At 53.8% G+C, this 25,398-nt stretch carries 24 protein-coding genes; 2 read left to right on the top strand and 22 right to left on the bottom strand.

The window, feature by feature from the left end; all coding sequences use genetic code 11:
- Positions 1-253 precede the first annotated feature (253 nt).
- The gene (locus tag RB620_RS13240) at positions 254-676 is read left to right on the top strand and encodes a hypothetical protein (RefSeq protein ID WP_308095009.1); all 423 of its coding nucleotides are present in this window, start codon (positions 254-256) and stop codon (positions 674-676) included.
- A 157-nt stretch (positions 677-833) separates the two neighbouring features.
- Here the strand turns inward: RB620_RS13240 and RB620_RS13235 are convergent, their stop codons facing one another.
- The 13 genes from RB620_RS13235 to RB620_RS13175 all read right to left on the bottom strand — a co-directional run bounded on the left by RB620_RS13235 (position 834) and on the right by RB620_RS13175 (position 11,493).
- Complete coding sequence (locus tag RB620_RS13235; protein ID WP_308095007.1) at positions 834-1,280, bottom strand: SRPBCC family protein; 447 nt, start codon at positions 1,278-1,280, stop codon at positions 834-836.
- A gap of 7 nt (positions 1,281-1,287) precedes the next feature.
- Positions 1,288-1,719, bottom strand: a complete 432-nt coding sequence (locus tag RB620_RS13230; RefSeq protein WP_308095005.1) for a hypothetical protein — start codon at positions 1,717-1,719, stop codon at positions 1,288-1,290.
- 44 nt (positions 1,720-1,763) lie between these two features.
- Positions 1,764-2,066 carry a Dabb family protein gene (locus RB620_RS13225; protein WP_308095004.1) on the bottom strand — a complete coding sequence of 101 codons (303 nt, stop codon included), beginning with the start codon at positions 2,064-2,066 and terminating at the stop codon, positions 1,764-1,766.
- A gap of 18 nt (positions 2,067-2,084) precedes the next feature.
- Complete coding sequence (locus tag RB620_RS13220) at positions 2,085-2,480, bottom strand: hypothetical protein (RefSeq protein ID WP_308095001.1); 396 nt, start codon at positions 2,478-2,480, stop codon at positions 2,085-2,087.
- A gap of 13 nt (positions 2,481-2,493) precedes the next feature.
- Positions 2,494-3,534 (bottom strand): aromatic acid exporter family protein, encoded by a 1,041-nt coding sequence (locus RB620_RS13215; protein ID WP_308095000.1) that lies wholly within the window; start codon positions 3,532-3,534, stop codon positions 2,494-2,496.
- A 171-nt stretch (positions 3,535-3,705) separates the two neighbouring features.
- Positions 3,706-4,659 (bottom strand): aldo/keto reductase family protein, encoded by a 954-nt coding sequence (locus tag RB620_RS13210; RefSeq protein WP_308094998.1) that lies wholly within the window; start codon positions 4,657-4,659, stop codon positions 3,706-3,708.
- Positions 4,660-4,700: 41 nt separating this feature from the next.
- On the bottom strand, positions 4,701-5,354 hold the full coding sequence (locus RB620_RS13205; RefSeq protein ID WP_308094997.1) for a ThuA domain-containing protein: 654 nt from the start codon (positions 5,352-5,354) through the stop codon (positions 4,701-4,703).
- A gap of 48 nt (positions 5,355-5,402) precedes the next feature.
- Entirely contained in the window at positions 5,403-6,107 is a 705-nt protein-coding gene (locus RB620_RS13200; protein ID WP_308094995.1) for an SDR family oxidoreductase, read from the bottom strand.
- A gap of 12 nt (positions 6,108-6,119) precedes the next feature.
- Positions 6,120-6,575, bottom strand: coding sequence for a VOC family protein (locus RB620_RS13195; RefSeq protein WP_308094994.1), 456 nt, complete (start codon positions 6,573-6,575; stop codon positions 6,120-6,122).
- Between the two features lie 149 nt (positions 6,576-6,724).
- Positions 6,725-7,771 carry a LacI family DNA-binding transcriptional regulator gene (locus RB620_RS13190; protein ID WP_308094992.1) on the bottom strand — a complete coding sequence of 349 codons (1,047 nt, stop codon included), beginning with the start codon at positions 7,769-7,771 and terminating at the stop codon, positions 6,725-6,727.
- A gap of 61 nt (positions 7,772-7,832) precedes the next feature.
- Positions 7,833-9,020: a GTP-binding protein gene (locus RB620_RS13185; RefSeq protein WP_308094991.1), complete on the bottom strand. Its 1,188-nt coding sequence runs from the start codon at positions 9,018-9,020 to the stop codon at positions 7,833-7,835.
- A gap of 266 nt (positions 9,021-9,286) precedes the next feature.
- Positions 9,287-10,363: a Gfo/Idh/MocA family protein gene (locus RB620_RS13180; RefSeq protein ID WP_308094989.1), complete on the bottom strand. Its 1,077-nt coding sequence runs from the start codon at positions 10,361-10,363 to the stop codon at positions 9,287-9,289.
- Complete coding sequence (locus tag RB620_RS13175) at positions 10,360-11,493, bottom strand: Gfo/Idh/MocA family protein (protein WP_308094988.1); 1,134 nt, start codon at positions 11,491-11,493, stop codon at positions 10,360-10,362. Before RB620_RS13175 ends, RB620_RS13180 begins: the two co-directional genes overlap by 4 nt.
- A gap of 171 nt (positions 11,494-11,664) precedes the next feature.
- On the opposite strand from RB620_RS13175, the gene RB620_RS13170 reads away from it, so the two are divergent.
- The gene (locus RB620_RS13170) at positions 11,665-12,519 is read left to right on the top strand and encodes a helix-turn-helix transcriptional regulator (RefSeq protein WP_308094987.1); all 855 of its coding nucleotides are present in this window, start codon (positions 11,665-11,667) and stop codon (positions 12,517-12,519) included.
- A gap of 116 nt (positions 12,520-12,635) precedes the next feature.
- Here the strand turns inward: RB620_RS13170 and odhB are convergent, their stop codons facing one another.
- The 9 genes from odhB to leuB form a co-directional block, all read right to left on the bottom strand.
- Positions 12,636-13,907 carry a 2-oxoglutarate dehydrogenase complex dihydrolipoyllysine-residue succinyltransferase gene (gene odhB, locus RB620_RS13165; RefSeq protein ID WP_308094986.1) on the bottom strand — a complete coding sequence of 424 codons (1,272 nt, stop codon included), beginning with the start codon at positions 13,905-13,907 and terminating at the stop codon, positions 12,636-12,638.
- A 7-nt stretch (positions 13,908-13,914) separates the two neighbouring features.
- Positions 13,915-16,833 (bottom strand): 2-oxoglutarate dehydrogenase E1 component, encoded by a 2,919-nt coding sequence (locus RB620_RS13160; protein ID WP_308094985.1) that lies wholly within the window; start codon positions 16,831-16,833, stop codon positions 13,915-13,917.
- 242 nt (positions 16,834-17,075) lie between these two features.
- Positions 17,076-18,599 (bottom strand): leucyl aminopeptidase, encoded by a 1,524-nt coding sequence (locus RB620_RS13155; protein ID WP_308094983.1) that lies wholly within the window; start codon positions 18,597-18,599, stop codon positions 17,076-17,078.
- 73 nt (positions 18,600-18,672) lie between these two features.
- Positions 18,673-20,067 carry an ATP-binding protein gene (locus RB620_RS13150; protein WP_308094982.1) on the bottom strand — a complete coding sequence of 465 codons (1,395 nt, stop codon included), beginning with the start codon at positions 20,065-20,067 and terminating at the stop codon, positions 18,673-18,675.
- A gap of 206 nt (positions 20,068-20,273) precedes the next feature.
- Positions 20,274-21,800, bottom strand: a complete 1,527-nt coding sequence (locus RB620_RS13145) for an anti-sigma-I factor RsgI family protein (RefSeq protein WP_308094980.1) — start codon at positions 21,798-21,800, stop codon at positions 20,274-20,276.
- Positions 21,797-22,519: an RNA polymerase sigma factor SigI gene (gene sigI / locus RB620_RS13140; protein ID WP_308094978.1), complete on the bottom strand. Its 723-nt coding sequence runs from the start codon at positions 22,517-22,519 to the stop codon at positions 21,797-21,799. The genes RB620_RS13145 and sigI overlap by 4 nt, the downstream gene beginning before the upstream one ends.
- 283 nt (positions 22,520-22,802) lie before the next feature.
- The gene (locus RB620_RS13135; protein ID WP_308094976.1) at positions 22,803-23,219 is read right to left on the bottom strand and encodes a hypothetical protein; all 417 of its coding nucleotides are present in this window, start codon (positions 23,217-23,219) and stop codon (positions 22,803-22,805) included.
- Positions 23,220-23,417: 198 nt separating this feature from the next.
- Positions 23,418-23,966, bottom strand: a complete 549-nt coding sequence (locus tag RB620_RS13130; RefSeq protein ID WP_308094974.1) for a peroxiredoxin — start codon at positions 23,964-23,966, stop codon at positions 23,418-23,420.
- Between the two features lie 174 nt (positions 23,967-24,140).
- The gene (gene leuB / locus RB620_RS13125; protein WP_308094972.1) at positions 24,141-25,217 is read right to left on the bottom strand and encodes a 3-isopropylmalate dehydrogenase; all 1,077 of its coding nucleotides are present in this window, start codon (positions 25,215-25,217) and stop codon (positions 24,141-24,143) included.
- Between the last annotated feature and the right edge of the window lie 181 nt (positions 25,218-25,398).

Below are 25,398 nucleotides of genomic sequence, written 5' to 3'. Positions count from 1 at the left end.
GCGCTCCTGCGCATTCGCCTTGTGAAAGCTTACGAAATCGTGGATTTTCAAGGGTTTGTTTCACCAAAATCACCTATTATCTCGAAAGATATACCCGTTAGAAAAGGTATTCTTCGCGAATTATTGGGGTGATTTCCAAAAGTCAAGGGGTTTTCCGTTTTATAGCTTACATTTCTATGACTATTAATCGGTTTCCATCACTTGGAATGAACTGCATAAGTCATGTTGAGATAACTTTGCAGGAGGGTTGCCATTGAAAAGACTTAGAGATATTCCATGGCTTGTTCCGATAGTCGGAGCTTTATTCATTTTCACTGTGATTGCAGCTATCATTTGGTATCAGCGCTCCGATCCGTTCATTGACAACGGTTTGACCGTATATACAGACCCTGTCGACAATTATAAGGTTTATACTATTGAGGTTTTCAATAAGAGCAAATCGGATATCGACATTCAAAGCGTAACTGTCAATGGAGAGAAGATACCGGATTACATCCAACTTGGCATTTCTTATTCCGGCCGCCTTGTGCAATTTTTTGGTGATCAGACAGACCCTGCGACCAAACTAATGGATTTGCAAGACGCATCTATACAACCTCAATTATCTGCCCAAGAGATTCAGGCGATTCTTTCAGGTAAAGTAAACTTGAAGAAGCCCACGCCAATATATTATTGAGTCGTCGTTCGTTACGACAAAGAGCCCCTTCAAGAAGTGAAAATTCGGTATAATTATTTAGGCTTGTCCAAAGTAAAGCGTGTTACTAAGTGGTTCGATTATGGTGAAAATCCATAATATCGCACCAGCGGCGGTTCACCTTAATGCCAAGTAGAATTTACGCCGATTCTAAAATTCTTTTGAGCGACTTTAGCATTTCAACATGCGAAAATTGGATTTGCTTCAACACGAAACTCGCAAACAACGCGGGAACTGCGATATGAACTCTTTCTTCGACCCGTGTCTCATTGGTCTCTTCGGATAGGATAATCGTATTTCTAATGTGAATGCCGGGCGAAGTGAACGTCTCCAATAACAGCTGACGATTCTCCTCGATCGAAGTGAACGAAGCTTCGTACTTTTTGTAGAAAGGGATCCGTCCGAATAGCATGATCTTGTCTTGAATTTCGACCCGGGTACTCGCCGAACCCTCGCTTCGAAGAGGCTTGACGCCAATAATGAGCGGATGCAGTCGGGGGAGATTACCCGGATCCAACAAGTAGCCGTAGATATCCGAAGCTGGCGCTTGAATGGAAATACGATTTTGGAAGGTAATGTTCTTCATACCCTGTTTATCTCCCTTTCCGCTGCCTGCGCGATTCCATGTACAAGGCGATTCCCGTTGCCATAGCCCCGACGCCCTCCCACGCCCCCACTCCGATGAAGCGCATAGGTGCAAGATGACTGAGCGACGCAATCGTGAAGACCGTGCATGTGAGCAATCTGAATGGGACCGTCCAGTAGTAGAAGGTTTTAACGTTTTTTAATGCGGACAGCATATAATACGCCCCCATATTAAGGGAAGCCATGGATGAAGCCAGCATAAATACAAGGGTGTAGTCGCCTTCGGCGCGAGCAGCGGAATCGACTACGGTGAAACCGAGGAGTGTCAAAAGAAATTCCGGAAAGATCAAGCCCGCTAGTCCGAGTATAAAAGCCAGCACCCCAAAAACGAATATGGTCCAGCCAGAAGCATCTTGAACGCGAAGCGAACCCATTCTCATCGAATAAAGACTCCTCTCAATGAATCTAATTGATCGAACGCGAACTAAACCTTCGGGTAATCGACGACGATCACGTTGTCGAGCAGACCGTCAAGTGATTTGACGAATTCTTGATGGACGGGATGCGGCCCATAGGCGCGAAGGGATTCGAGGTTATCGAATGTAACCCGCAAACCGAGCGTATAGCCGTGCACATTATCCGTTTCTTCCGTTACATTGAGGCCGGCGCTTATATCGACAATACCGGGGATCTGATCTCGAAATCCAAGTAATTGATCCAGCAACTCCTGTTGTTTGGCTGACGCAACATTCGTATGAAACTTAAAAAAGACAAGGTGTTCGTACATGGCTTGTTACCCCCGCATTTATTTTTTCAATAATTCTTCCCCTAAAAACTCCTTGACCTGGCTCAAAAATGGCGTTTCCAATACGATCCCGTTGGCGTCAATGATCACGTACATCGGAAATTGCTTAACCCCGATCGCTTCTGCCCACTGGATGTTACGTTCTTGTTCTTGATCCCAGAATTGAATTTTCACGATGGCTTTCGTAATATCGGGATTCGAGTTATGGAAGATGTTCAATTCCGTTGTTTCGCTTTGAGGAAGATTGTTTCTATAAAACAAATGAACGGCGAATCGCTCTGTCTCTGCTGGTTTCAATTCCTTCATCACTTCTTCTTCTGTTGGACCTTTACAACCCGAAACCAACGAAGCCATGATTCCTATGACAATGAATAAAACAAAAACGTTACGCTTCATACGCCCACCTTCCTTAGCCCGCCGATACTGCCGACTCTTGGTCTTCCGCCTCCGTGCGCTCAACGAGACGATTCGATCGAACCGTCTGATGGCCATAATCGTAAATCGCCGCGGCGACGATAAAGAGCCGAAGCGAACCGTCTATGTCTTCGTTAAAGTCGTTTCTCGCATGTTTCATGAACGCATCGTTCGATTCCTCGATCGACTCGGATTTCCAACTGCCCGGCTTAACCTTCTCTTCGAATTTAAGCAGGACATGCTCGTTGAACTTGATCAGCTTCTCCAAATGCCGGTCGAAGCTCTTATTGACGTCCGGCGTCCGGCCCGATTGGAAGTAGTGCTCCTGCACGGCTTCCAGCACTTCATAACCCTTCTGCAGGTTGTGCAGCAGCTGCTTGTACACGACGACCTGACGCGTATGTCGGTATTTCGCTCGCTTCGGCTTCTTCAGTTCCTCTTCCAGAAGCTTGTACTTATCGGACAAGGATCGCAGCCCATCCTCCAGCTCCTGTTTCTGTTCCCGAAATACCTTCTCCTTGATCTCGTCGGATATGGCGGTGCGAAGCAGCAAGGAAAGCTGGTTGAATACCGCATGGATATGTTTGTTGAATTGCTCCTTCGGATCCGGCGGCATGAATGCAATATTAAGCAAAAACGCCGATAAGATGCCGATCATGCTGAGCAAGAAACGGTTTAACGCAAATTCCCACTGTCCGGAAGCCTCCATCACGGCCACGACCGTAACCAGCGTCAAGGCGATAGAATCGCTCATCCCGATCTTCATGCAGAGCATGATGACCAGAATACAGACGACGCCGATGGCGATGGGCTCGTTCGAGAAGTAGGTTCCGGCGAGCAGCGCAATGACGGCGCCGAGCGTATTGGCCTGCACCTGTTCTAGAAAATGTCGCCAGGATCGGTATATCGATGGCTGAAGCGCGAAAATGGCCGCCACCGCGGCAATGACCGGCGGGGAAAAATTGAGCCATGTACTAACGTACAAGGCCAGCGTGACCGCGATTCCGGTCTTGAGCATGCGAGCACCGAATGTCATGGCGCCCCTCCTTTGATTGAGTATTACTGTCATATTGTATCAGAGGAAGGGGTTGCCAATCCATTCGATGTTTACGGCAAAATGATCTCAATCGAGAAACAGCCCGGGATTGAAGTCCCAGGCTGTTTCTTATGAACTCAACTTACCTGATTGCTAGATGCATACTTGCAGTTAGTCCGCCAAAATATCTTCAACGCGCGCTATCGTTTCCTCGGACAGCTTGATGCCGCTTGCTTTGCTATTCTCCACGATCTGATCCGGGCGGCTGGCGCCGACCAGTGCGCTGGCGACGTTGTTCTGGCGAAGAATCCATGCGATGGCGAGTTGGGCCGTCGAAATGTCGAGTTCTCCGGCCAGCTCGGTCAGCTGCTCCACGCGGGACAGATGCCAGTCGTTCAAGTAGCCGCCGATCCACATGTTCGAAGTGGAATCCAGTGCGCGGCTTCCGGCCGGGGTGCCGCCTTCTCCGCGACGATATTTGCCCGTCAGGACGCCTTGCGCCAGCGGCGAGAAGACGACTTGGCTGATGCCGCTGCGTTCGCTGAGCGGAATGATTTCCTTCTCGATATGACGGTTGAACATATGATATTGCGGCTGGTTCACCACGATTCGGTCCAGGAGATACTTGTCGGCGACGCCCAATCCCTCCTGGATTTGCGCCGCGGTCCATTCGCTGACGCCGACGTAAAGCACCTTGCCTGAACGGACAAGATCCTCAATCGTGCGCAGCGTCTCGTCTACCGGCGTCTCCGGATCGTACCGGTGGCAATAGTAGATGTCGACGTAGTCCAGCCCAAGTCTCTTCAAGCTGGCATTCGCCTGCTCCAGCACATGTTTCCGCGACAACCCGCGGCCGTTCGGCCCCTCGCCCATCGGCCAGAACACTTTGGTCGCGAGCACGTAGGATTCCCGCGGATAAGCCTTCAGCGCTTTGCCGACCACCTCTTCTGCCGCCCCCCGCATATACACGTTCGCCGTATCGAAGAAGTTAATGCCCAAATCGTACGCCTGCTCGATCGTACGCGCCGCCGTGCCGTCATCCACCGAATTGCCGTATGTCAGCCAGCTACCGAGGCTGATTTCGCTCACCTTAAGTCCCGTACGTCCTAATTTTCTGTATTCCACGAATATGTACCTCCCGTTTAATAGATAATGGCATGCAGCTCTTACGAAAGCCTCGCGGTCCACCGCACGGCTTCTCTTAAAGCCAACAGCACGGAGCCATGGCAAAGCCCATCCTCCCGGTGCGCCGGCGTCAGGCAGCACACCCGTCCTTCGCCAAACGCATGCCTCCAGCCCGCGATGGACTCCCCGTCGACCGACGCCGAACGTAGGAAAACCTCTGTATCCGGCACTTCGCAACGGACGAAATAATGTTCGTCAAGCAGTTCGAAGCCGGAGATCCCGTTCGTGCTCTCCGCGTAGTCGTAACGGACGACGGCATGATCGGTGGGATGGGAGAGGAAATAACCCCGAAGCATCCTTACGTATTCGCCTTCCGGCGGATACGACGCCAAACCTGAGTGCCATGCGAGCCAGCCTCCGCCTTCCTCGACATAACCCGTGACCGACGCGGCATGCGCGTCCTTCATCCACGTTTGCTCGGGCTCGCGTATCGGATCAATCCGGTTCTCCGCGAACAAAATGGCGGCATCCGGCTTATCCGCGAGCATGGCAACGAACGTCTCCGCGTCCTCAGCGAATCGGATGCCAACCGCTCCATCCGCCAGTTCCGATTCGAGCGCCCTTTCTAACGCCGACCGGATCGGAGCCGAAGGATGATAATAGTCGCCGACGTAAGCCGCTATCGTTTTGCCCATTGTTTCTCCTCCTACATGCGACTTCGCCACTTGCCCATTCGGCAAACTTCACAGCTTCATAGGTTCGCCTTTATGATCCACGAAGAAAGCGCCTTCGAGATCTCCGCGCTTCCGATCGACCAGATCCATAATGCCTGCCGCCGATTCCGAAGCATCCCCCGGAGCCGCCTCGCCGCCCATGTCCGTCCGAATCCAGCCCGGATGAACCGCATAAACGGCGTAACCGAGCGGGGCGTATTGCGAACGAAGCTGCGCGGTGAACATGTTGAGCGCGCTCTTGGATATCGCGTAGGAATAATCGCCGCCATAGGCGCCCGCCATGCTGCCTGCCTCGGAGCTAATGTTGATGATCGCCTGATCATGCCCCTTGCCAAGCAGCGGGATGGCATGTTTCATCACGAGCAAGGGACCGAACAAATTCGTTTGGAACGATTGCTCTACTTGCTCGAGCTCCAGCTCCTCCAGCTTCTGATCCCTGCCCAGCAGAATGGCGGCGCTATTGATCACGACATCCAACGAATCGATGCGCGAGGCCATCTGCTCGAACGCGTATTTCACCGAATTCTCGTCCGTCACGTCCAGCGGCAGCACATGCACAAGATCCGCATATCGTTCGACGAGCGCATGCAGCTTCCCGGCCGGCGAACCCGGTCCCCGCACGCCTGCCCACACTTGATAACCTCTTGCGGCCGCTTCCGCAGCCAGCTCGTAGCCGAGCCCTCTGTTCGCGCCCGTAATTAGTACATTCCTCATGTCGGTCGTCTCCTATTTATCGTTCTCAAGCAGCTCCAGCATCACCTTAAGCGGATGGAACGTATCCATATACGCGTATCGGCCGCCCGTGTATTCGCCTTTCTGCACCAGCTTCATGCCGTTCTTCTCCATCAGCGTCACTTTCTCTTGCATCCCGTCAATGACCAAAGCGATATGATGTACCCCTTCACCGTGTTCGTTCAAGTGATCGCGCCAGGTGCTAGGCCGATCATCCGGTTCGATGAGTTCGAGCTGCAGAGATCCCATGTCGAAAAAAGCCAGCTTCGCCCGTGCGTCTGACGGTTTTCCTTTATATTCGGTTTTTGCTTTGTCGGCCGCATCCGTCCAGAACCAATCCGGCTTCTCCACGCCGAAGAAATCCGCGTATGCCCGTGATACGGCGTCAATATCGTGAACGAGCAAGCCAATCTGGGTAATCGTGCGCGTGCCTAGCAGATTGTGGTCCATATCGAACAGCTCCTTAGATTCGAAATAGTAAATAAAATGATTGCCGCATCTCCATTACCAACCGATCTTCGCACCTGCTTCTACGCCTCACCTCCTCTATTGAACGCGCGTTCATCAGAAGTCAAAAAAATAGGCCGCCGATCCTTCGATTAAACCCCGCTCATCCTGCGGCAACTGCCGCGGACGACAAGCGAAGCTTCGGCGATCCATGGTTCGGTCGGTTCCGCGCCGTCCTCAATGCTGCCGATCAGCATATCCGTCAATCGATCCATCATTTTCGCAAAATCGATCCGTACCGTCGACAGGGGCGGATGATGTTTGGCGCTTAACAAATGGTCGTCGAAACCGATCACAGACATGTGCTCCGGCACTTGCAGTCCTTTTTCTCTTAACGCCCGGATCGCGCCGAACGCCACGCTGTCGTTCGCCGCGAACAACGCCGTCGGGAGCTCCGTGCCCGAATCCAGCAGCCTCCGCATGGCGTCATAGCCGCTAGTTTCGTTAAAGTCGCCGTCCAGCATCCATTCCGGGCGTACGTCCAAGCCACTCTCTTCCATGGCGATCATGAACGCGTCCCGCTTCTCTGAGCCGGAGTTCCGAAGCAGATTGCCGTGAATGGCGCCGATGGACGTATGGCCAAGCTCGGCCAAGTGGCGCACGGCCAGCCGTACGCCATTGACGTTGTCGAAGTTGCAGACGAGTCGATTCGGCTCTGCCCTTCCGAGCCTCGCTTGATCGACGATTCCGACTAGGTAGCCTTGGCGGATGAGCTCTTCGATAACCGGCTCGTCGTTGTCCGTGCCGATGAAGATGCCGCCATCGATGCGGCGCTGGCAGAAACATTCCTTGACCGCCCGCGTCTGATCGTGATCCTTCATATCTCTAACGATGTGGGTCAGCGTAAAGTATCCTCTGACTGAAGCGCTTTCGATAATGCGGGAGAGGAGCAGGTTCGCGATGCTGTCGCTCGATACGCTTCCGGCATCGGCCATGAACAATCCGATCGTCCTCGTCCTTTTCCCCGCCAGCACCTGACCCGACAGATTCGGATAATAGTTATGCAGCTCAATCATGTCCATGACGCGCCGCCGCGTTTCATCCGGCACGTTCGAATACCGGTTGACGACTCTGCTCACCGTACTGCGCGAAACGCCGGCAAGACGGGCAATTTCCGTACTCGTTATCTTGTTGCCCAACAGTCATCCCCCTCATGAACACGTGTTTACACGCTTATCGTAGCAGGCAAAATTAGGGAAGTCAATACGCTTTCGGAAACCGATCGGGGAACGTTCGCCAATCGAGCTCCATCTCCGCTTCGCTTAACAGACACTGATCCAAAGAAGCCGTCAGCGCCTCGCGGTTCAATCGAATGCCGATAAGTACCAGCTTCGTTGCTCTGTCGCCATAGATTAGATCCCATTTCTCCGTAAGCTCAGGCTCTTCCTGCATCAGTGCAGTTAGTTCCGCCTTCGGCAGCGCCGCCGCCCATAAACCGGCTGGCCCGAACTGGATAGACGGCCCCGCCTGACTTAAGCTTTGGGCCATGTCGTGCCTCGTTGCCAGCCAAACGAACCCTTTGGCCCGCACGACCTCCTCCGGCCAATCCTCCATCCACGTCATGAGCCGTTCGGGATGGAACGGTTTGCCTCTCTCATAGACGAACGATCCGATTCCGTATTCCTCCGTCTCCGGCACGTGAGCCGGCGCTTCCAACTCTTTGATCCAGCCGGCGGATCGGCTCGCGGCTTCGAAATCGAAAAGTCCCGTATTCAAAATATCGCGAGGGTCCACCTCGCCCTGCCTGGCGCGAATCAGCTTGGCGCGCGGCTGCAGCGTACGTAGCACGCCTTCCAGCTCGGCCAATTCCTCTTCGGCTACCAAGTCGCATTTGTTCAGAATAAGCACGTCGCAAAATTCGATCTGGTCGATCAGCAAGTCGACGACTTCCCGCGTATCGGATTCCCCTACGGCTTGGCTGCGGTCCAGCAACGACTCGCCGGAAGAGTAGTCATGCCGGAACCGGAAGGCGTCTACGACCGTCACCATGCAATCGAGCTTGCAGATCCGGGACAAATCAATACCGAGCTCCTCGTCGATATACGTGAACGTTTGCGCGACCGGCACAGGTTCGCCGATGCCCGTCGATTCGATAAGGATGTAATCGAAGCGCCCTTCCTGCGCCAACCGCTCCACCTCGCGAAGCAAATCCTCCCTCAGCGTGCAGCAGATGCAGCCATTCGACATTTCCACCAGCTTTTCTTCCGTTTGCGACAGCCCTCCCCCGTTTTGAATCAAACCGGCGTCAATGTTCACCTCGCCCAAATCATTAACGATCACGGCTACCTTCAATCCTTCTTTGTTGTTCAGTACATGGTTCAGAATCGTCGTTTTCCCCGCACCCAAATAGCCGCTTAATACCGTCACCGGAATTTTTTTGTCTATCATTCTTCATAACCTCCCATCAATTGCGTAATCATTACGATTAAATCTCCGAAAAAGAGATGCCCCCAACGGCATCTACTCTTTACGGGTATTCTCGATTTTTGTTAATCGTAATTGTTACGCTTAAAACAATAGCACTCTCCCTCCTTCCTGTCAATCGTGCCATTCAAGCGCAAAAAGCCCCGTCACTCCGAAATGATTCTTCGGAATAACGGAGCTTGCTTTTATCTCCACTTGCTATCTACTCTATCGATGATTGCGTTTCTGTGTCAGCCTTCCACCCGAATCGCATCCCGCTGCGCGATCAGCGACAGCTCGGCCGCCTTGAACGTATGCTCCTGCGTCATAGCCTTCTCCGTGCCGTTCAAACAATCCAGGATCAGCTCGCCGAAGAACGGGAACCCGACTTTGCCGCTCAGGCGCATATGATGCTCGCCTTCGCCGTTCACGAGATACAGCTGGTCGCCTTCCGACTCTCTCGCGATGTCGATATATTTGCGCAGCTCGATATACCCTTCCGTGCCGAGTATCAGCATACGACCGTCGCCCCAAGTGCCGAGGCCGTTCGGGGTCAGCCAGTCCACGCGGAAGTAGCCGGTTGCCCCGTTCTCCCCGACAAGGGTCATGTCGCCGAAGTCCTCCAACTCGGGATAATCCTTAGCCGCATAATTCGCCACCTTGCTGCTCAGCACCTTCGCTTCCTTATTCCCCGTAAAATAAAGGAACTGCTCCACCTGATGCGAGCCGATATCGCAAAGAATGCCGCCGTAGTTCTCCTTGCGGAAAAACCAGTCGGGACGCGAAGGAGCGTTCAACCGGTGAGGCCCAAGCCCCATCACCTGCACGACGCGGCCGATCGCGCCTTGGCGGATGAGCTCGCCTGCATGAATCGCGCTTTCCACATGCAGCCGTTCGCTGTAATAAACCGCGTATTTTTGACCGGTCTCGCTGACGGCCGCGCGCGCTTCTTCCAGCTGCTCGAGCGTCGTGAACGGCGCTTTATCCGTAAAATAATGTTTGCCGCTTCGCATCACGCGTACGCCGAGCGGTCCACGAAGTGACGGGATTGCCGCGGCCGCGACAAGCTGTACGTCGGCATCTTCCAAGATCGCTTCCAGCGAGCCGGCAATACGTACGCCCGGATAGTGCTTCGCGAACGTCTCCGCTTTCGCCGGGTCGGCATCGTACACCCATCTCAGCTCGGCGCCCGCTTCGATCAGGCCGTTGCACATGCCGTAGATATGGCCATGGTCCAGATTCGTCGCAGCGAACACGAATTCGCCCGGTGCCACAACTTGTTTCGTTTCGCCCTTAGGCGCGTAATTCATGCCATCGGCTTTGCTCATGCTTTAACCCCTTTGCGGTTGTTCGATTGCTCGATCTTCTGCTGCAGGAACGAATAATACAGGTCTTCGTCGATCGGCAGATCCACCCAGTTGTCCGTCCATGTGGAGAGATGCATCGCGTTCGACAGCATCAAGCCTTTGATGCCTTCCTCGCCTGGGGCAATAAGCGCTTCTCCGTGCAGGATCGCATTCACGAAGTTTTGCATGATGCCCTTATGATCCGGGTTCTGGCCGTGCACCGGAATTTCGCATTTCCAGCATTCCGGTGCGCCAAAGCCTCCCGTGTACGTGGCGTTGAACTCGCGTTCCGAGACGCGCAGACGCCAGAACGTCAGCTTATTGTCTTCGATGACGACCTTGCCCCGGTCGCCGCTGATTTCAAGGCGGTTCGTTCCGGGCGCTTCACCGGTCGACGTCACGAATACGCCCGTGGCGCCGTTCTCGTATTCGACGAAAGCCGTCACGTCGTCCTCGACTTCGATGTCGCGGTGTTTGCCGAAATAACAGAACGCCCTGACGCGTTTCGGCATCATATTGATCGTCCATTGCCACAGGTCGAGCTGATGCGGATCCTGGTTGATGAGCACCCCGCCGCCTTCGCCTTCCCACGTCGCTCTCCAGGTTCCGGAGTCGTAGTAGCTCTGGGAACGATACCAATTCGTAATAATCCAATTCGTTCTTCTAATCTCCCCAAGCTCGCCGCTGTCGATCAGATCCTTAAGCTTCTGATAGAGCGGATTCGTCCGTTGATTGTACATCATGCTGAACTTTGCGTCCGTGCGAGCCGCGGCTTCGTTCATTTCGCGCACTTGCTTCGTATATACGCCTGCCGGTTTCTCGCAAAGCACATGCAAATTACGCTTGAATGCCGCGATCGCCAGCTCCGGATGCGAATAATGAGGAGTCGCGATCAGAACGGCATCGACGAGGCCGGAATCCATCAATTGAAGGGGATCGCTGTATAATGCAACGTCATCGCCCAAATTCTCCTTCGCCCAAGCTTGTCCCGGTTCCGCGCTGTCGCTGACGGCCGTCAGTTTAACGCCTTTTACTTCTCCGCGCTGCATGTAGCCGATATGCCCCTTGCCCATATTGCCAAGCCCGATGACGCCCAAACGTACGATGCTCATGAATGATACGCTCCTTTAAGAGAATCTGAATGTTGACACCCAATTCTACCGTCAATCTTAGACCTATCGTAACACGCAGGCAGGCGCCGAATCTTCTTCCGAGTTAACCGAATTCACCTTTTATTTGACTCTGGTTGGTGTATAATTGGGGTAACTGCAAGGGGGGTAGCCATGAGTCCCAAACATCATATCGTTCCTCCGTTCACGATGGGAACAACAATCAGCTTTAACGAACAGATCCAATACCATACGCATCCCCATTACGAAATCTATTATTTCCACGGCGGCAAAGTTAATTATCTCATCAATGACAAAATTTACGTCCTGGAACCCGGCGACCTCTTACTCATGCACGGCATGACCCTGCATAAAGCGCATGTGGATCCGAACGTTGCTTATCATCGGACGACGATCCACTTGGATCCGTTTTACTTTAAACAACATATTCAACCTGCTTATACGGACGACCTGCTTGCACCTTTCCGGAAACTTCACAATGTGCGCCTGCAGCTTCGCGGCGAGGTGAAACGAGAGGCGGAAGAATCGCTGGCCAAGCTGAACGAGCTGTTCGCGCAGGGAACGCCCCATGCTTACCAACGCTTTCAAGCTCGCTTGCTGGACCTTCTGATTTTCGTCGGAGAGCTCTGCACCCAGCCGCTTCAAGCAATGCACAGCTTTCCGTCGTCGAAGGAAGCGCATGTCCAAGCGATCATTTCGTATTTGGAGAACCAATACAACGACGATATTACGCTCGAAGATATCGGGGAGCGGCTGCATCTCAGCAAATTTTATTTGGCCAAGACGTTTAAGCAGGTGACCGGCATGACCATATTCCAATATTTGATGCATCGGCGCGTCTACCAAGCAAAGCTTAGACTCATCGAGGAAGGCAGCAGCATCACGATGATCGGCTATGACGTCGGCTTCAAGCATCCTTCGCATTTCAGCCGCGCCTTCAAGGAACATACCGGCATGACGCCGGAGCAATACCGGAAGAAACACCAGCTTATGCAGACGAAGCCGTAGCGCCACCTCCTCCGTTCGCCCGATCCGCCGGCAAGCAAAAAAACCGATCCCCTCGTCCGAAAACGAGGAGATCGGTTTTTTGTTGTGATGCCGTTCGATTACTTCGGAAGCTTGGCTTAGCCTTGCAGCAGCAGCTGCTCCGGATCTTCCAGCATTTCTTTGACCGCTACAAGGAAACGAACCGCTTCGCTTCCGTCGACGATACGGTGATCGTAGGAGAGGGCGATGTACATCATCGGACGGTTCTCCATCCGCGTCTCGTCGATTGCAACCGGGCGGATTTGGATCTTGTGCATACCCAGGATGCCGACTTGCGGCGTGTTCAGGATCGGCGTGGACAGCAGGGAACCGAATACGCCGCCGTTCGTGATTGTGAAGCTGCCGCCCTGCAGATCGCTAAGCGCAAGCGTGTTCGCGCGCGCTTTCTTCGCGAGGTCGACGATGCTTCTTTCGATGTCGGCGAAGCCCAGACGATCCGCGTCGCGTACGACCGGAACGACAAGCCCTTCCTTCGCCGATACCGCGATGCCGATATCATAGAATTTCTTCACGACGATGTCTTCGCCGTCGATCTCCGCATTCAGCAATGGGAACTGCTTCAGCGCGCCGACAACAGCCTTCGTGAAGAAGGACATGAAGCCTAGGTTCACTTCGTTTTTGTCGAAGAACGATTGTTTGCGGCGTTTGCGCAGGTCGAGAATTGCCGTCATGTCGACTTCGTTAAACGTCGTCAGCATCGCTGCCGTACGTTGCGCTTCGACAAGGCGAGTCGCGATTGTCGCGCGGCGGCGCGACATGCGCTTGCGCTCAACCGGTTTGCCGCCGGTTGCTGCAGGTGCGGCAGGAGCCGCCGCAGCAGGTGCCGGAGCTTTCGGCGCCGCTGGAGCAGGAGCGGATGTTTGTACGCCATGCGTGCGAACGTCATCCGGGAAGATGCGGCCGATGCTGTCTTTGCCTTGCACTTGCGTCAAGTCGATGCCTTGCTCGCGAGCGAGCTTGCGAGCAGCTGGCGAAGCGTTAACCGAAGCTGCGGAAGAACCGATTACCTGCGCTGGCGCGGCTGCAGGCGGAGCAGCTACTGCTGCAGGTGCCGCCGCAGCTGCCGGTTGCTCGGCAGCGGCTGCAGGCGCTGGAGCAGCCGGAGCAGCTCCGGAGGAAGCGCCGATGGCGCCGATCGCTTCCCCGACTTGTACGACCTCTCCGTCTTTCTTCGCGATGCTGGATACAACGCCGTTGCTGTCTGCGCTAATTTCGATGTTGACCTTATCCGTTTCAAGCTCCAGAAGGACGTCTCCTTGGTTAACGGAGTCCCCTTCCTTCACGAACCACTTCGTAATCGTGCCTTCCGTGATCGATTCTCCCAATTCTGGAACAATAATTTCTGCCATGATCTTGTTACCCCCTTACCAGACTCGATTCGAATGGTTGACCATTCAAAGCGGAAGAAATAATGGATTGCTGCTCGGCAGCATGAATCTCTTGATGCCCGGTTGCCGTACTGGCGCGATCCGGACGTCCGATATACTGCACTTTCGCCTTCCCTGGCGCCAGCTCGCGCAGGCGAGGTTCCATGTAGAGCCACGAGCCTTGGTTTTTCGGTTCCTCTTGTACCCAAACGATTTCTTCGAGCTTAGGGAATTGGCTAAAGATCCGCTCAAGCTCGGCTTGCGGAAGCGGATAGAGCTGCTCGACGCGCGCAACGCGAAGCCAGCCGAGTTCGCCCTCTTCCTTCGAGGACATCGCTTCTTCCAGATCGACCATCACTTTGCCCGTTCCGAGGATCAGGCGTTTCACCTTCTCCTTTGCCGCCTTCGGCTCCGTGAAGCTAAATTGCGGAAGCACAGGCTTGAAGGAACCTTCGCTGAATTCCACGCCATGCGAAGCGACGCGCGGATTGCGGAGCAAGCTCTTCGGCGCCATCATGACGAGCGGACGCACGCTGTCGCTTCCCAGCATGGCCGCCTGCTTGCGCAGCAAGTGGAAGTATTGGGCCGACGTCGTCAAGTTCGCGACAGTCCAGTTATTGTCCGCGGACAATTGCAGGAACCGCTCGAGACGGGCGCTGGAATGCTCCGGACCTTGACCTTCGTAGCCATGCGGCAGCAGAACGACGATGCCCGATTTCTGTGACCACTTCGCGCGGCCTGCCGACATGAACTGGTCGAAGATGACTTGGGCCACGTTCGCGAAATCGCCGAACTGGGCTTCCCAGATGACGAACGATTCCGGCGCGAATACGTTGTACCCGTATTCGAAGGCCAGAACGGCCGTCTCGGACAGCGGGCTGTTATGCACGGCGAATGAAGCTTTCGCTTGCGGGAACATATGAAGCGGCGAGAATTTCTCCGCCGTTGCATTATCGTTCAGCATGATGTGGCGATGCGCGAACGTTCCGCGTTCCGAATCCTGTCCGCTAAGTCGAATCGGCGTACCGTCCGCGAGAATCGTGGCGAACGCCAGCGTCTCGGCATGCGCCCAGTCCAGCTTCTCGCCGTCGTTCAAGCTTGTCGCGCGGCGCTGCAGAATGCGTTGCAGCTTCGAATATTCGTTGAAGCCTTCAGGACGGTTCAGCAGCTCCAGGTTGATTTCCTTCAGCGTCTCCATTGGCACGGCCGTGCGAACATCCTCCGGAACGATGGCGCCGGACTCTTGTGCGACTTGGACATGCGCTTTGCCTTCGTTCGCCTTCATGGCGTCGTAACCGGCCTGAAGCGCCCCCGTTGTCTTCTCGCGCAGCTGATCCGCCTGCTCGGCCGAAATCGTCTGTTCCGACTTCAGCTGGTCGGCGTAGATCGTCGCTACCGTAGGATGATTGCGCACTTTGCTGTAGACGAGCGGCTGCGTTGCGTCCGGATCGTCCATCTCGTTATGTCCGTAGCGGCGGTAGCCGATCAGGTCGATAACGAATCCTTTTTTGAAGATCAAACGATATTCGCAAGCCAGACGTACGGCTGCTAGACAAGCTTCCGGATCGTCCGCGTTCACGTGCACGATCGGAATGTCGAAGCCTTTGGCCAGATCGCTCGCGTAGTAAGTGGAACGGGAGTCCACGCTGTTCGTCGTGAAACCCAGACGGTTGTTCGCGATAATGTGCAGCGTGCCGCCATTGCGGTAGCCCTGCAAGTTATTGAAGTTAAGCGTCTCCGCCACGATTCCCTCGCCGATGAATGCCGCGTCGCCGTGTACGCATACCGTCACCGCGCTGTGCAGTTCCTGTTCAGGGAAACCAGGTTTGCTGCGGTCCTCCTGCGCGGCGCGCGTGAATCCTTCCACGACGGGATTGACGAATTCCAGATGGCTCGGGTTGTTGGCCAGCGTTACCCTCGCGCGGACTGTCTCGCCTTCGGTGAAGGCGCGGTCGGCGCCCAAGTGGTATTTCACGTCGCCGGACCAACCGTAGTTGATGCCGATCGAACCTTCCGAAGGAACCAGCTCTTTGTTCGGAGAGTGATGGAATTCGGAGAAGATTTTCTCGTAAGGTTTGCCAAGCACATGCGTAAGTACGTTAAGACGGCCGCGGTGAGCCATGCCGATCAGGATATCGTGAGCTCCGTCATGCGCGACAGCGCGGACGATCTCGTCGAGCACCGGTACGAGCATGTCAACGCCCTCGATGGAGAAACGTTTCTGGCCGACGAATGTTTTATGGATGAAACTCTCGAATTGCTCGACTTGCATAAGGCGCTCTAGCAGTGCTTCCTTCTCGCGTTTGGAAAGCGGCGCAGGGAAGGAGCCGGATTCCGCTTGCTTATTAAGCCAAGTCCGCTCGTTCTCGTCGTGGATATGCGTAAACTCGTAAGCTGCCGAACGGGTGTAGATCTCTCTTAGTCTAACAATGGCATCCCAGCCGTTCGAGACCGACGCAGGCGCGTTGTCCCAGATCAGCGAAGCCGGAATGGAAGCCAAATCCTGCTGCGATAGTCCGAATGTCTCTGGATCGAGCAGCTTCGTATCGGCAGCCTGGCTAATGCCAAGCGGGTTAATATCCGCGCCCAAGTGGCCGTACCTGCGAATGTTCAGCATAAGCTGATGCGCGGCAACGACCTTTTTCAACATGTTGCTGTCAACCGGACCGGCGGCTGCGGCCGCGGCGGATCCCGAAACTTGAGTTCCCGCTCCTGCGGATGCTGCCGGCTCCGTAGCCAAAGATGCTGCGGAAGGCGGCGCCCCCCAGCGTACGAACATGTCGCGCACCGAAGCTTCAACGGCGTTCGGATCGCTCAGGAACAGCTCGTATTGCTCTTGGACATAACCCAGGTTTGGTCCATAATAGCTCTTCCAAGGCGATGAATTGTGGTCATCATGGATGCTCATTGCAGAAAATTCCACCCTCTCTATTCATAACCGTCCTATTATTTTCTATGGCGGGCGTTTCCATACGCTGACGCCGAAACCAAAAGAAGAAGCCCATCAACTGCCCTCTTTAAGCAGTTGCGTAGCTTCTTCATATTTTAGTACATTAAACGCCTGTCATCCATAATCATCTTGGCATCGGTTTCATCCATTTCAAGCATGGATAATGAATCTCGTTATGCCGAATCGGCATTTGCCGCCCCTCAAACCTGCCGTTCCAGCAGCGCTACCAACGTACGTACCATGACGCCGGTGGCGCCTTTCGGCTCCCAGCTTCTTGCTCGTTCGATCCATGCGGACCCGCCGATATCGAGATGAACCCACGGCAGACCTTCGGCGAAATGTCCAATAAAGAGGCCGGCGGCACTCGCCGCTCCGTACTTGTTGCCGCCGTTCTTAAGATCGGCGGCATCGCTGTTCAGCATTTTGCGGAACTCCGGATACGCCGGCATTTCCCATATCCGTTCGCCGGCAAGGCGGGATGCCTCCATCACCTCGGCCATCAAATCTTCATTGTTCGTCAGCGCTCCGGTAGCCTCGTATCCGAGAGCGATCATAATCGCGCCCGTCAAAGTAGCGACGTCGATCAGCTTGGTCGCGCCTCTCCGAATCGCCGTCGTCAGGCCGTCCGCCAAAACAATTCTTCCTTCGGCATCCGTATTGACGACCTCGACCGTATAACCGCTCATCGTGCGAAGCACATCGCCTGGCTTGAACGCCCGATCCGACGGCATATTCTCCGCGGCGGGAATGACCGCCACGACGTTTACCTCCGTCTTTAGCTCGGCGATTGCGCGGACGGCGCCGAGTACGGCAGCGGCGCCTCCCATGTCGGAGATCATCTCCTCCATCCCGGGAGCCCGCTTCAACGATATGCCGCCCGTATCGAACGTAATGCCTTTTCCGATCAATCCCCAAACTTCATCGGAGTCCGGAGCGCCATTATAATGAAGCACGATCATGCGCGGCGGATTGACACTTCCCTGTCCGACGCCTAGAAGCGCTCCCATCCCTTGCTCGGCCGCGGTCCACTCGTCGATCACCTCGATGTCGAGCTCGAGTTCGCCGGCCAGCTCCTCCGCATGGAACGCGAGCCGCTCGGGCGTAAGGTCGTTGCCTGGCAGATTCGTCAAGTCTCGCGCGTATGCCACGCTTCCCGCCACGATCCGGCCTCGCGCGATGCCGGACAGCCATTCCTCCGATGAGCCAGTCGTCAAAGCCGCTTCGGCGATATAATCCACCTGCGCGGGATGGAAACGAGTGGCCGTTTCCTTCTTAAGCGGCTGACGGTCATGCAGCGCAAGGATCAAACCTTCCGTAATCGCCTGCGCCGCCGCGCTTGCGCCAAGCGTCGCGATATCCCCGCCGAGCGCCGTTTCATGGATCGAAAGCTCGACATGCTTAGCGCGAATCGACTTGACCGCTCTCGCCGCCGCGGCAGCTGCGAGACGCAAGCCGTCAGAGCCCGAACCGGGGACGAAACCTACCGCGATAACCGTAGCCGCTTCGATGAGACCAAACGTCGCGATCGCTTCGGCCTGTTCGGCTCGGCCTTGGAACAGCCCTTTTGCATACATGCTCCTCAATCGCTCGTCTATTTTTTCTTGAATGATGACTCCGTTGCCGCCAGCCCCTGCTTTTAACTCCCCTTCGGTTACGAAGCGAACCAGCGCATCGGGCGCGACGGCGCCTTCCTTCCTGTTGCCGTATGTGAATGATGTCGACATCCTTATCTCCTCGCCTTCCTACAAAAAAAGAATCGAACCGGGCCTCCAAACACCCCGATTCGATTCTAATCGTTTATCCCACCAATGGCAAATAAATGATAAATTCCGTCCCGCTGCCCATCTTGCTATTCACGCGGATCGTGCCGCCATGGTTGCGGATAATTCGGTAACTAACGGAGAGGCCAAGCCCCGTCCCTTCTTCCTTCGTCGTGAAGAACGGATCGAACAGCTTGCTCAGCGTCAGCTTGTCCATCCCTTTGCCGTTGTCCTTAATCATGATCTCGACGTACTGGCCATCGCTGTTCAAGACGATGTCGATTTTGCCCCTTCGATCGCCCTGCACATCTTCGACGGCATCCAGCGAGTTCTTCACCAGGTTCAGCACGACCTGCTTCACTTGCTTGATATCGATAGAGACGATCGCATCTTCCAGATACGACTCCACGCCGATCTCGCAATTGCGAAGCAGCGACTCGCTCTCCGTAAGCATGACGACTTCCCTGATCAAGTGATCGATCGATTTCGCCTGCTTCATCGGCGCGGAAGGTTTGGACGAATTCAGGAATTCGTAAATAATGTCGTTGGCTCTATCGATTTCGGTCAAAATAATTCTGGCATACTCTTCCTTGCCCACTTCCAGCAAATAAGGACGGAGAAGCTGGATGAAGCCGCGTATGCTCGTAAGCGGGTTGCGGATCTCGTGCGCGATGGCGGCAGCGATCTTGCCGAGCATCGCAAGCTTGTCGTTCTGCAACGCGCTTTGCTCGATTTGCTTGTATTCCGACACGTCCTTCACGCTGAACAGAAAATCGCCGTCCAACTGGTCTCCGTACGTGACCGTCGCGAGCAAATGTTTGCCATCCTTCTGCTGGAACTCGTAGTAGCGATTGCGCTTCAGGATCATCTCCCGATACAATCGCAGAATCGTTCTTTTGGTATGTATGTTAAGTTTGGGATGAAGCAATATCTCTCGAATGTTGCAGCCGACCAACGTCTTTCGAGGAATATCGAGCAGCTTCGCCATTTGTACGTTGACGAACGAGAGAATTCCGTCGCTATCAAACAAGGCAATCCCGCTGTCCATATGCTGCAAGACGTTCTCGTATTTGTTCTTGACCTTCTCGAACGACCGGGTAGAGCTGAGCAGCCTCTCCCGCATGGCTACGATCTTCTGCTCGGCCGTCGGTTCGACGATATCGCCTTCGGAATTGATCTCCATTCGGAAACGGCAAGCTACCATCAACTCCATGAGAAACAGAAAGGAGCGATGGTAGATTTGAACGGCGTCTTTGGAATCCACGTTAGCGGCGAGCGCTTGAATACAATCTTCGTGTACGGCGATTATTTCCTCCGGATGAAAGCCATATAATTGCTTGCCAAGCTCATTCGCATGCAACAGCGATGCGTCTTTACCACCACGGATATACTCGGCAAGCGCGGGGAAATAACGCTTTCGAATGGCTTGCATCATATCTTCCTCCCCGGCAAAGCTATAGATAAAAGATCATAGAGTTCGCTCATACCTAATGATAGGATTACTTTACAAAGGCTGTCAACGGGAAATACTGTCGAAAAAACGCCTTTGAATAGTCGAAAAGACTCGTTTTCCGGAGTCTGATTTTGGCCTCTGCCAGGATGGTTTGATTATGTCCTAAGACCTATGTATGCTTAAAATCAGTCCCGCCGGCCACCGCGGTCTTCATCACTGCCATTGCCTTTTTTGCCGTCGTTATCGCGATCTTCATCATCGTCATCGCGTTCGTCCCGGTCTTCCCGTTCGTCCCGGTCGTCGTCTTGATCCCGGCTGCCGTTTTTGCCGTTATTCCCGTTATCGTTTTTACCGCTTGAAGAACGGTCGGATTGCCCATCGTTTTTTCCGCCGTTCTTGTCGTTGTTTTTGTTATTATCGTTGTTTTTGTTGTTGTTCCAACCTACGTTGCTGTTGTTGCGGTCACGGTCCTTATCATCGTCCTCATCATCGTCATCGTCATCATCGTTGCCCGAGGACGATTTGCCGTTAATTCCATTGCCTTTGTTTCCGTTTTTGTTTTTATCGTCGGAGGAGGCATCATCTTTGGCGTCTTCCCATTTCTCGCGCCAATCTTCGCCCGATTCCTCCCATTGTTTTTTCCACTTCTTAAGCTGCTCTTCGTTCCAATCTCCCCACTCTTGCCAGTCGTCCCGCTCTCCCCAGCCTCCCGCATTTCCCCAAGCCGGTTTTGTCGTCGCGCTCGGCTTGCCCGCGGGTTTTTTGGTCGGTTTGGCCGTCGGTTTGACCGTTGGTTTGGCTGTCGGCTTCGAGGTCGGTTTTGCGGTTGTCGTGGAGGAAGGCTTCGCGCTCGCTCCGTTTTTCTCCGCTTGTTCTTTCTTCAAGAGCTCTTGAAGCTTCATTTTGGTAGCCGGGTCCTCCGCATCGGCCAAAATTTGTCCGACGCCGCCGATCGACTCGGTTGCCTTATCGATGGATTGTTTCTTGAGCTGTTCGAGCTCGAGCTGGTACCCTTCGTTTTTCGCCATGAGATACAAGGCCATCTTGCCTGCCGAGATGCCTACGGAATCCGCTTCGCTGCGAAGCTCCGCCGGGACGAATAACGTCGTAATCGTCACGCTATCGGACGGTGTGTCGTGTTCAGATAGCCAATCTTGCAGGTTGTTATCCAAATTTTTGGTCAGCAGCTTTTCGAACTCAAGATCTTGCGATTTGGATTCGTTCAGCAGAATGCTCGCGATTAAAATGTCTTTGTGCGGCGCATCCAAATAGTGGGCGCTGCTCGCCTTATCCAGGATGAGCGTCGCGACCGTCTCTACCGCTTTCCCTTTGTAATCGATGCCTTCGATGAGCTCTCTGCCATCTTCGTTAAGCGCTCTAAGCTTGCGAACCCTCTCCTTGTCGTCGACGCCGATCTCGATGCTCGGGTTAATGTCCATCGTGACATAGGCGACGACCGAGTTCGACTGGGCCGCTACGTAAAGCAGGCAAGCGGTGAAGAGAAGTAGGACGGCCGCCGCCGAAGCTGCGTATTGCATGATTCGGCTTCGATGATTACGATTCCGCCTCGGGACGATTCCCGCTTCTTCTTCGAACAGCAGCTCTTGCCCGATTTGAGGCGAACCTTTGAGCGGGGCTTTCAGGAACTGCCCCTCCGGCGTCATGACTACGGCATGGCTCGCATGTATACTCATTACAATTCCGCGCTTCATCGGCTCACCTCCTTGCTTACGTTCTCGTCAGATTTTCGAATGCGCAAATAATCGTTCATATAAGGGTAATGACCGGATTGGATGATCGCGATCGCTATAATGTATTTCCGGTTCCGTTCGATCGTTTTGCGGGATACGCCGCATGCGTCCATCAATTCTTTGACGGGCAGCTTCTGCGTAGCCTTCAGGCTCTCCATCCATGCCGCCGTATCGGCAAGCCTGCTCGCTATGCTTATCAACATCGCGCGAGAATCCGCATGCTTTGGCGACTGCTCGACAAGCTCCATGAACGTGATTCCGTACAGCTCCAGCTCGCCGCTGAGTTCGACAATCTCTATGCGCCGCTCCGTATCGGATCTGCTAGTCTCATGCGCAGCGAGCGCCTGCTTGGTTTCTAGCGCGTTATACGCCGTCTGATCTTCACCCTCCGAATCGAATGCGCTATACGGAACGGACTGAAGATGCCTATGTTCTTTTCGTGCATAGTCAATAAGCCGACGCTGCATGACGGTTTTGGCAAATCCTAGGAATGAACGTCCCGCCGAGCTGTCGAAACCGTCGATGGCTTCATTAAAGGCTAACAGCGCGATGCTGAATTCGTCGTCCCTCTCCGGATCGATATACCGTTTGCTAAATCTGCTTGTTACTTTCGCTATGTACGGGGAATACTCGGCGATGAATCGCTCTCGGAGCTTCTCGTCGCCTTGTCGAATATGCAAGATATATTGCTCCGGCTCCAACTTCAATTCGGATGATACAGCCTCAGTGGGAGCCGATTTACGCAGGAATCGCTTGAATAGGATCAGCAACAACCGCTCCACCTCACTACTTAATATTTCGTCGCAGCTTCGACGATTGTGGGGGTACATATTAAAAAATACTCATATATTTTATAGAGGTTGTTCAAAAAGCTCAATTTACTGAGCTTTTTGAACTCGATCTATAAGAGCAAATAAAAAGCCTCCTTGAAGGAGGCGTTTACGAATAAAAAAGCGTCCAACATCACACGGATGACTTCCGCTGCAGCAGCTTGTTGCGTCTGCTGTTCAGCACTTGCAGCCGTTTCTTAAGTACGTATTGCCATTCCTTGTCGTCAATCTGTTTGGCGAAGCTAAGCAAATCGAGCGCCATGTCGATCTGACTGCGCACGACATCCATCGGCTCCTCATTCTCGTGATTCACGCAATTCTCGAGTAAAGCCGCTTGATCTTGATCGACGTAATCCTCGAAATCCACCTCGGCCGCTCTGTCGCCATACGCGTATTCGGCAAGAATATCGTATTCGCTTTGCGCCAGGTAGTGGATATCGATCCGATGGCAGACCGGACAAAATGTAATCGGCACGTTATGGATGTGAGTCGCAAAATGTTTTAAGGTGCCTTTCGTTCCAATCATGCTTGCTCCACAGCAGAAACTCATCGCGATAACCTCCCGCACATTAGAACCTGCTTTTCTCACTCTAACTTATTCGACATGATCGGTTCAAATTCCTGCGACGATCTCCTTCATTAATAATTCCTCACAAACGACTGGCAAGGGGCGCGGCAAAAAAAAGAAAAAGGACATACCGTGTCCCTCGAGGGGTGGCATGTCCTTTTTGGCTTGTTGAAGCAACGATTACTTCGCTACCAGGTGGCTTTGGCCTGGCTTCCAGTTGATTGGGCAAAGTCCGCCTGATTGCAGAGCTTGCAATACGCGAAGCGTCTCTTCCACGCTGCGGCCAACGTTGTTATGGTTAACCACTTGGTATTTCACTTCGCCTTCAGGATCGATGATGAACAGCCCGCGAAGCGCGATGCCTTCTTCTTCGATCAGTACGCCGTAGTCGCGAGCAACGCTCTTCGTGATGTCGGCAGCCAGCGGGAAGTTCAATTGGCCAAGGCCATTATCGTTCACTGGCGTGTTGATCCAAGCGCGGTGGCTGTGTTTGCTGTCCACGCTAACGCCGAGAATCTCGGTGTCGAGCTTCTTGAACTCTTCAGCCGCAGCGCTCAGAGCCGTAATTTCGGTCGGGCATACGAAAGTGAAATCAAGCGGGTAGAAGAACAATACCAACCATTTGCCTTTGTAATCCGCAAGGGATGCAGTACCGAAGTCCTGTCCGTTGCCTGTTGCTGTTTCCATCGAGAAATCCGGTGCCGGGCGTCCTACCAAACGTTCTGCCATAATGATTAACTCCTCCTTGACCTATCCTTAATGTATAAGGGATTGCCACTTCATTGATGTGTGATTCTACCTAAAGAATAGTATCATTGGTCTATAATAAAGTCAATATTATAACAAATAGTTTTTTGTAATTATTATAAAGTGTTAAAGGTTATCAATCGCATTCCCTGTCGATTACTTCATTGCCGCAACGATCAGATCGCCCATTGCCGTCGTGCCGATTGCTTTGCTCTTATCTACCGCGATGTCGCCCGTACGGTGACCCGCGTCAAGCACTTCCTTGACCGCTTCTTCGATCGACTTCGCCGCGTCGTGGTAGCCGAACGTCAAGCGGAACATCAAAGCAACGGACAAGATCGTAGCAATCGGATTGGAGATGCCTTGGCCTGCAATGTCCGGAGCGGAGCCGTGTACCGGCTCGTAAAGGCCGAAGCTGCCTTCACCGAGCGATGCGGAGGACAACATGCCGATGGAGCCCGTCAGCATTGCCGCTTCGTCGCTCAGGATGTCGCCGAACATATTCTCGGTTACGATAACATCGAAGCTCGACGGACGGCGAAGCAGCTGCATCGCGCAGTTGTCGACGAGCACATGCTCGAGCTCAACCTCCGGATATTCGACCGCAACCCGGTTAACGACTTCGCGCCACAGGCGGGATGTCTCGAGTACGTTGGCTTTGTCGACCGAAGCCAGACGTTTGCCGCGCGTCATCGCGATATCGAACGCCTGGCGTACGATGCGCTCGACTTCTTGCACATTGTACACGCAAGTGTCAACCGCTTCTTCGCCGTTCGCGCCTTCGCGGCGGAACTTCTCGCCGAAGTAGATGCCTCCCGTCAGCTCGCGAACGACAATCAGATCGGTGCCTTCAAGCACTTCCGGCTTCAGCGTGGAAGCTTCCTTCAAACAATCGAATACGGTAGCTGGGCGGATGTTCGAGAACAGGCCCAGTGCCTTGCGGATGCCGAGCAATCCCGTTTCCGGACGCAGCTCCTTCGAGTTGTTGTCCCACTTCGGACCGCCGACGGCGCCCAGCAGAACGGCGTCCGCGCCTTGGCACAGTTCAAGCGTTTCTTGCGGAAGCGGAGTCCCTTTCTCGTCGATGGCGATGCCGCCGAACAAGCCGTGCTCCGTTTCGAATTGGTAACCGAACAGGTCCTCGGTTTTTTTCAATACTTTTAGCGCTTCTCCAACAACCTCAGGGCCGATACCGTCGCCGCCGAGGACTGCAATTTTTTTTACTTCCGACATAATGTTCGAACACTCCTCATATTCATTCTCAATCTATTATCATTTAACCACAAATAGAGTCGCCATACCAAGATATAAAATCTATGGACTTTATAGGCGCGAGCTATAAGATTAGCGATTCCCAAAATCAACTATTTTTTTCGTTTGCCGCAACCTGTCCTGCCGCGATCTCGTTTAACCA

Source organism: Paenibacillus sp. LHD-117 (genome assembly GCF_030929555.1).
Lineage (GTDB): Bacteria > Bacillota > Bacilli > Paenibacillales > Paenibacillaceae > Pristimantibacillus.
Note: the sequence above shows the minus strand (reverse complement) of the source record. Positions and strands in the feature narration are given on the sequence as shown.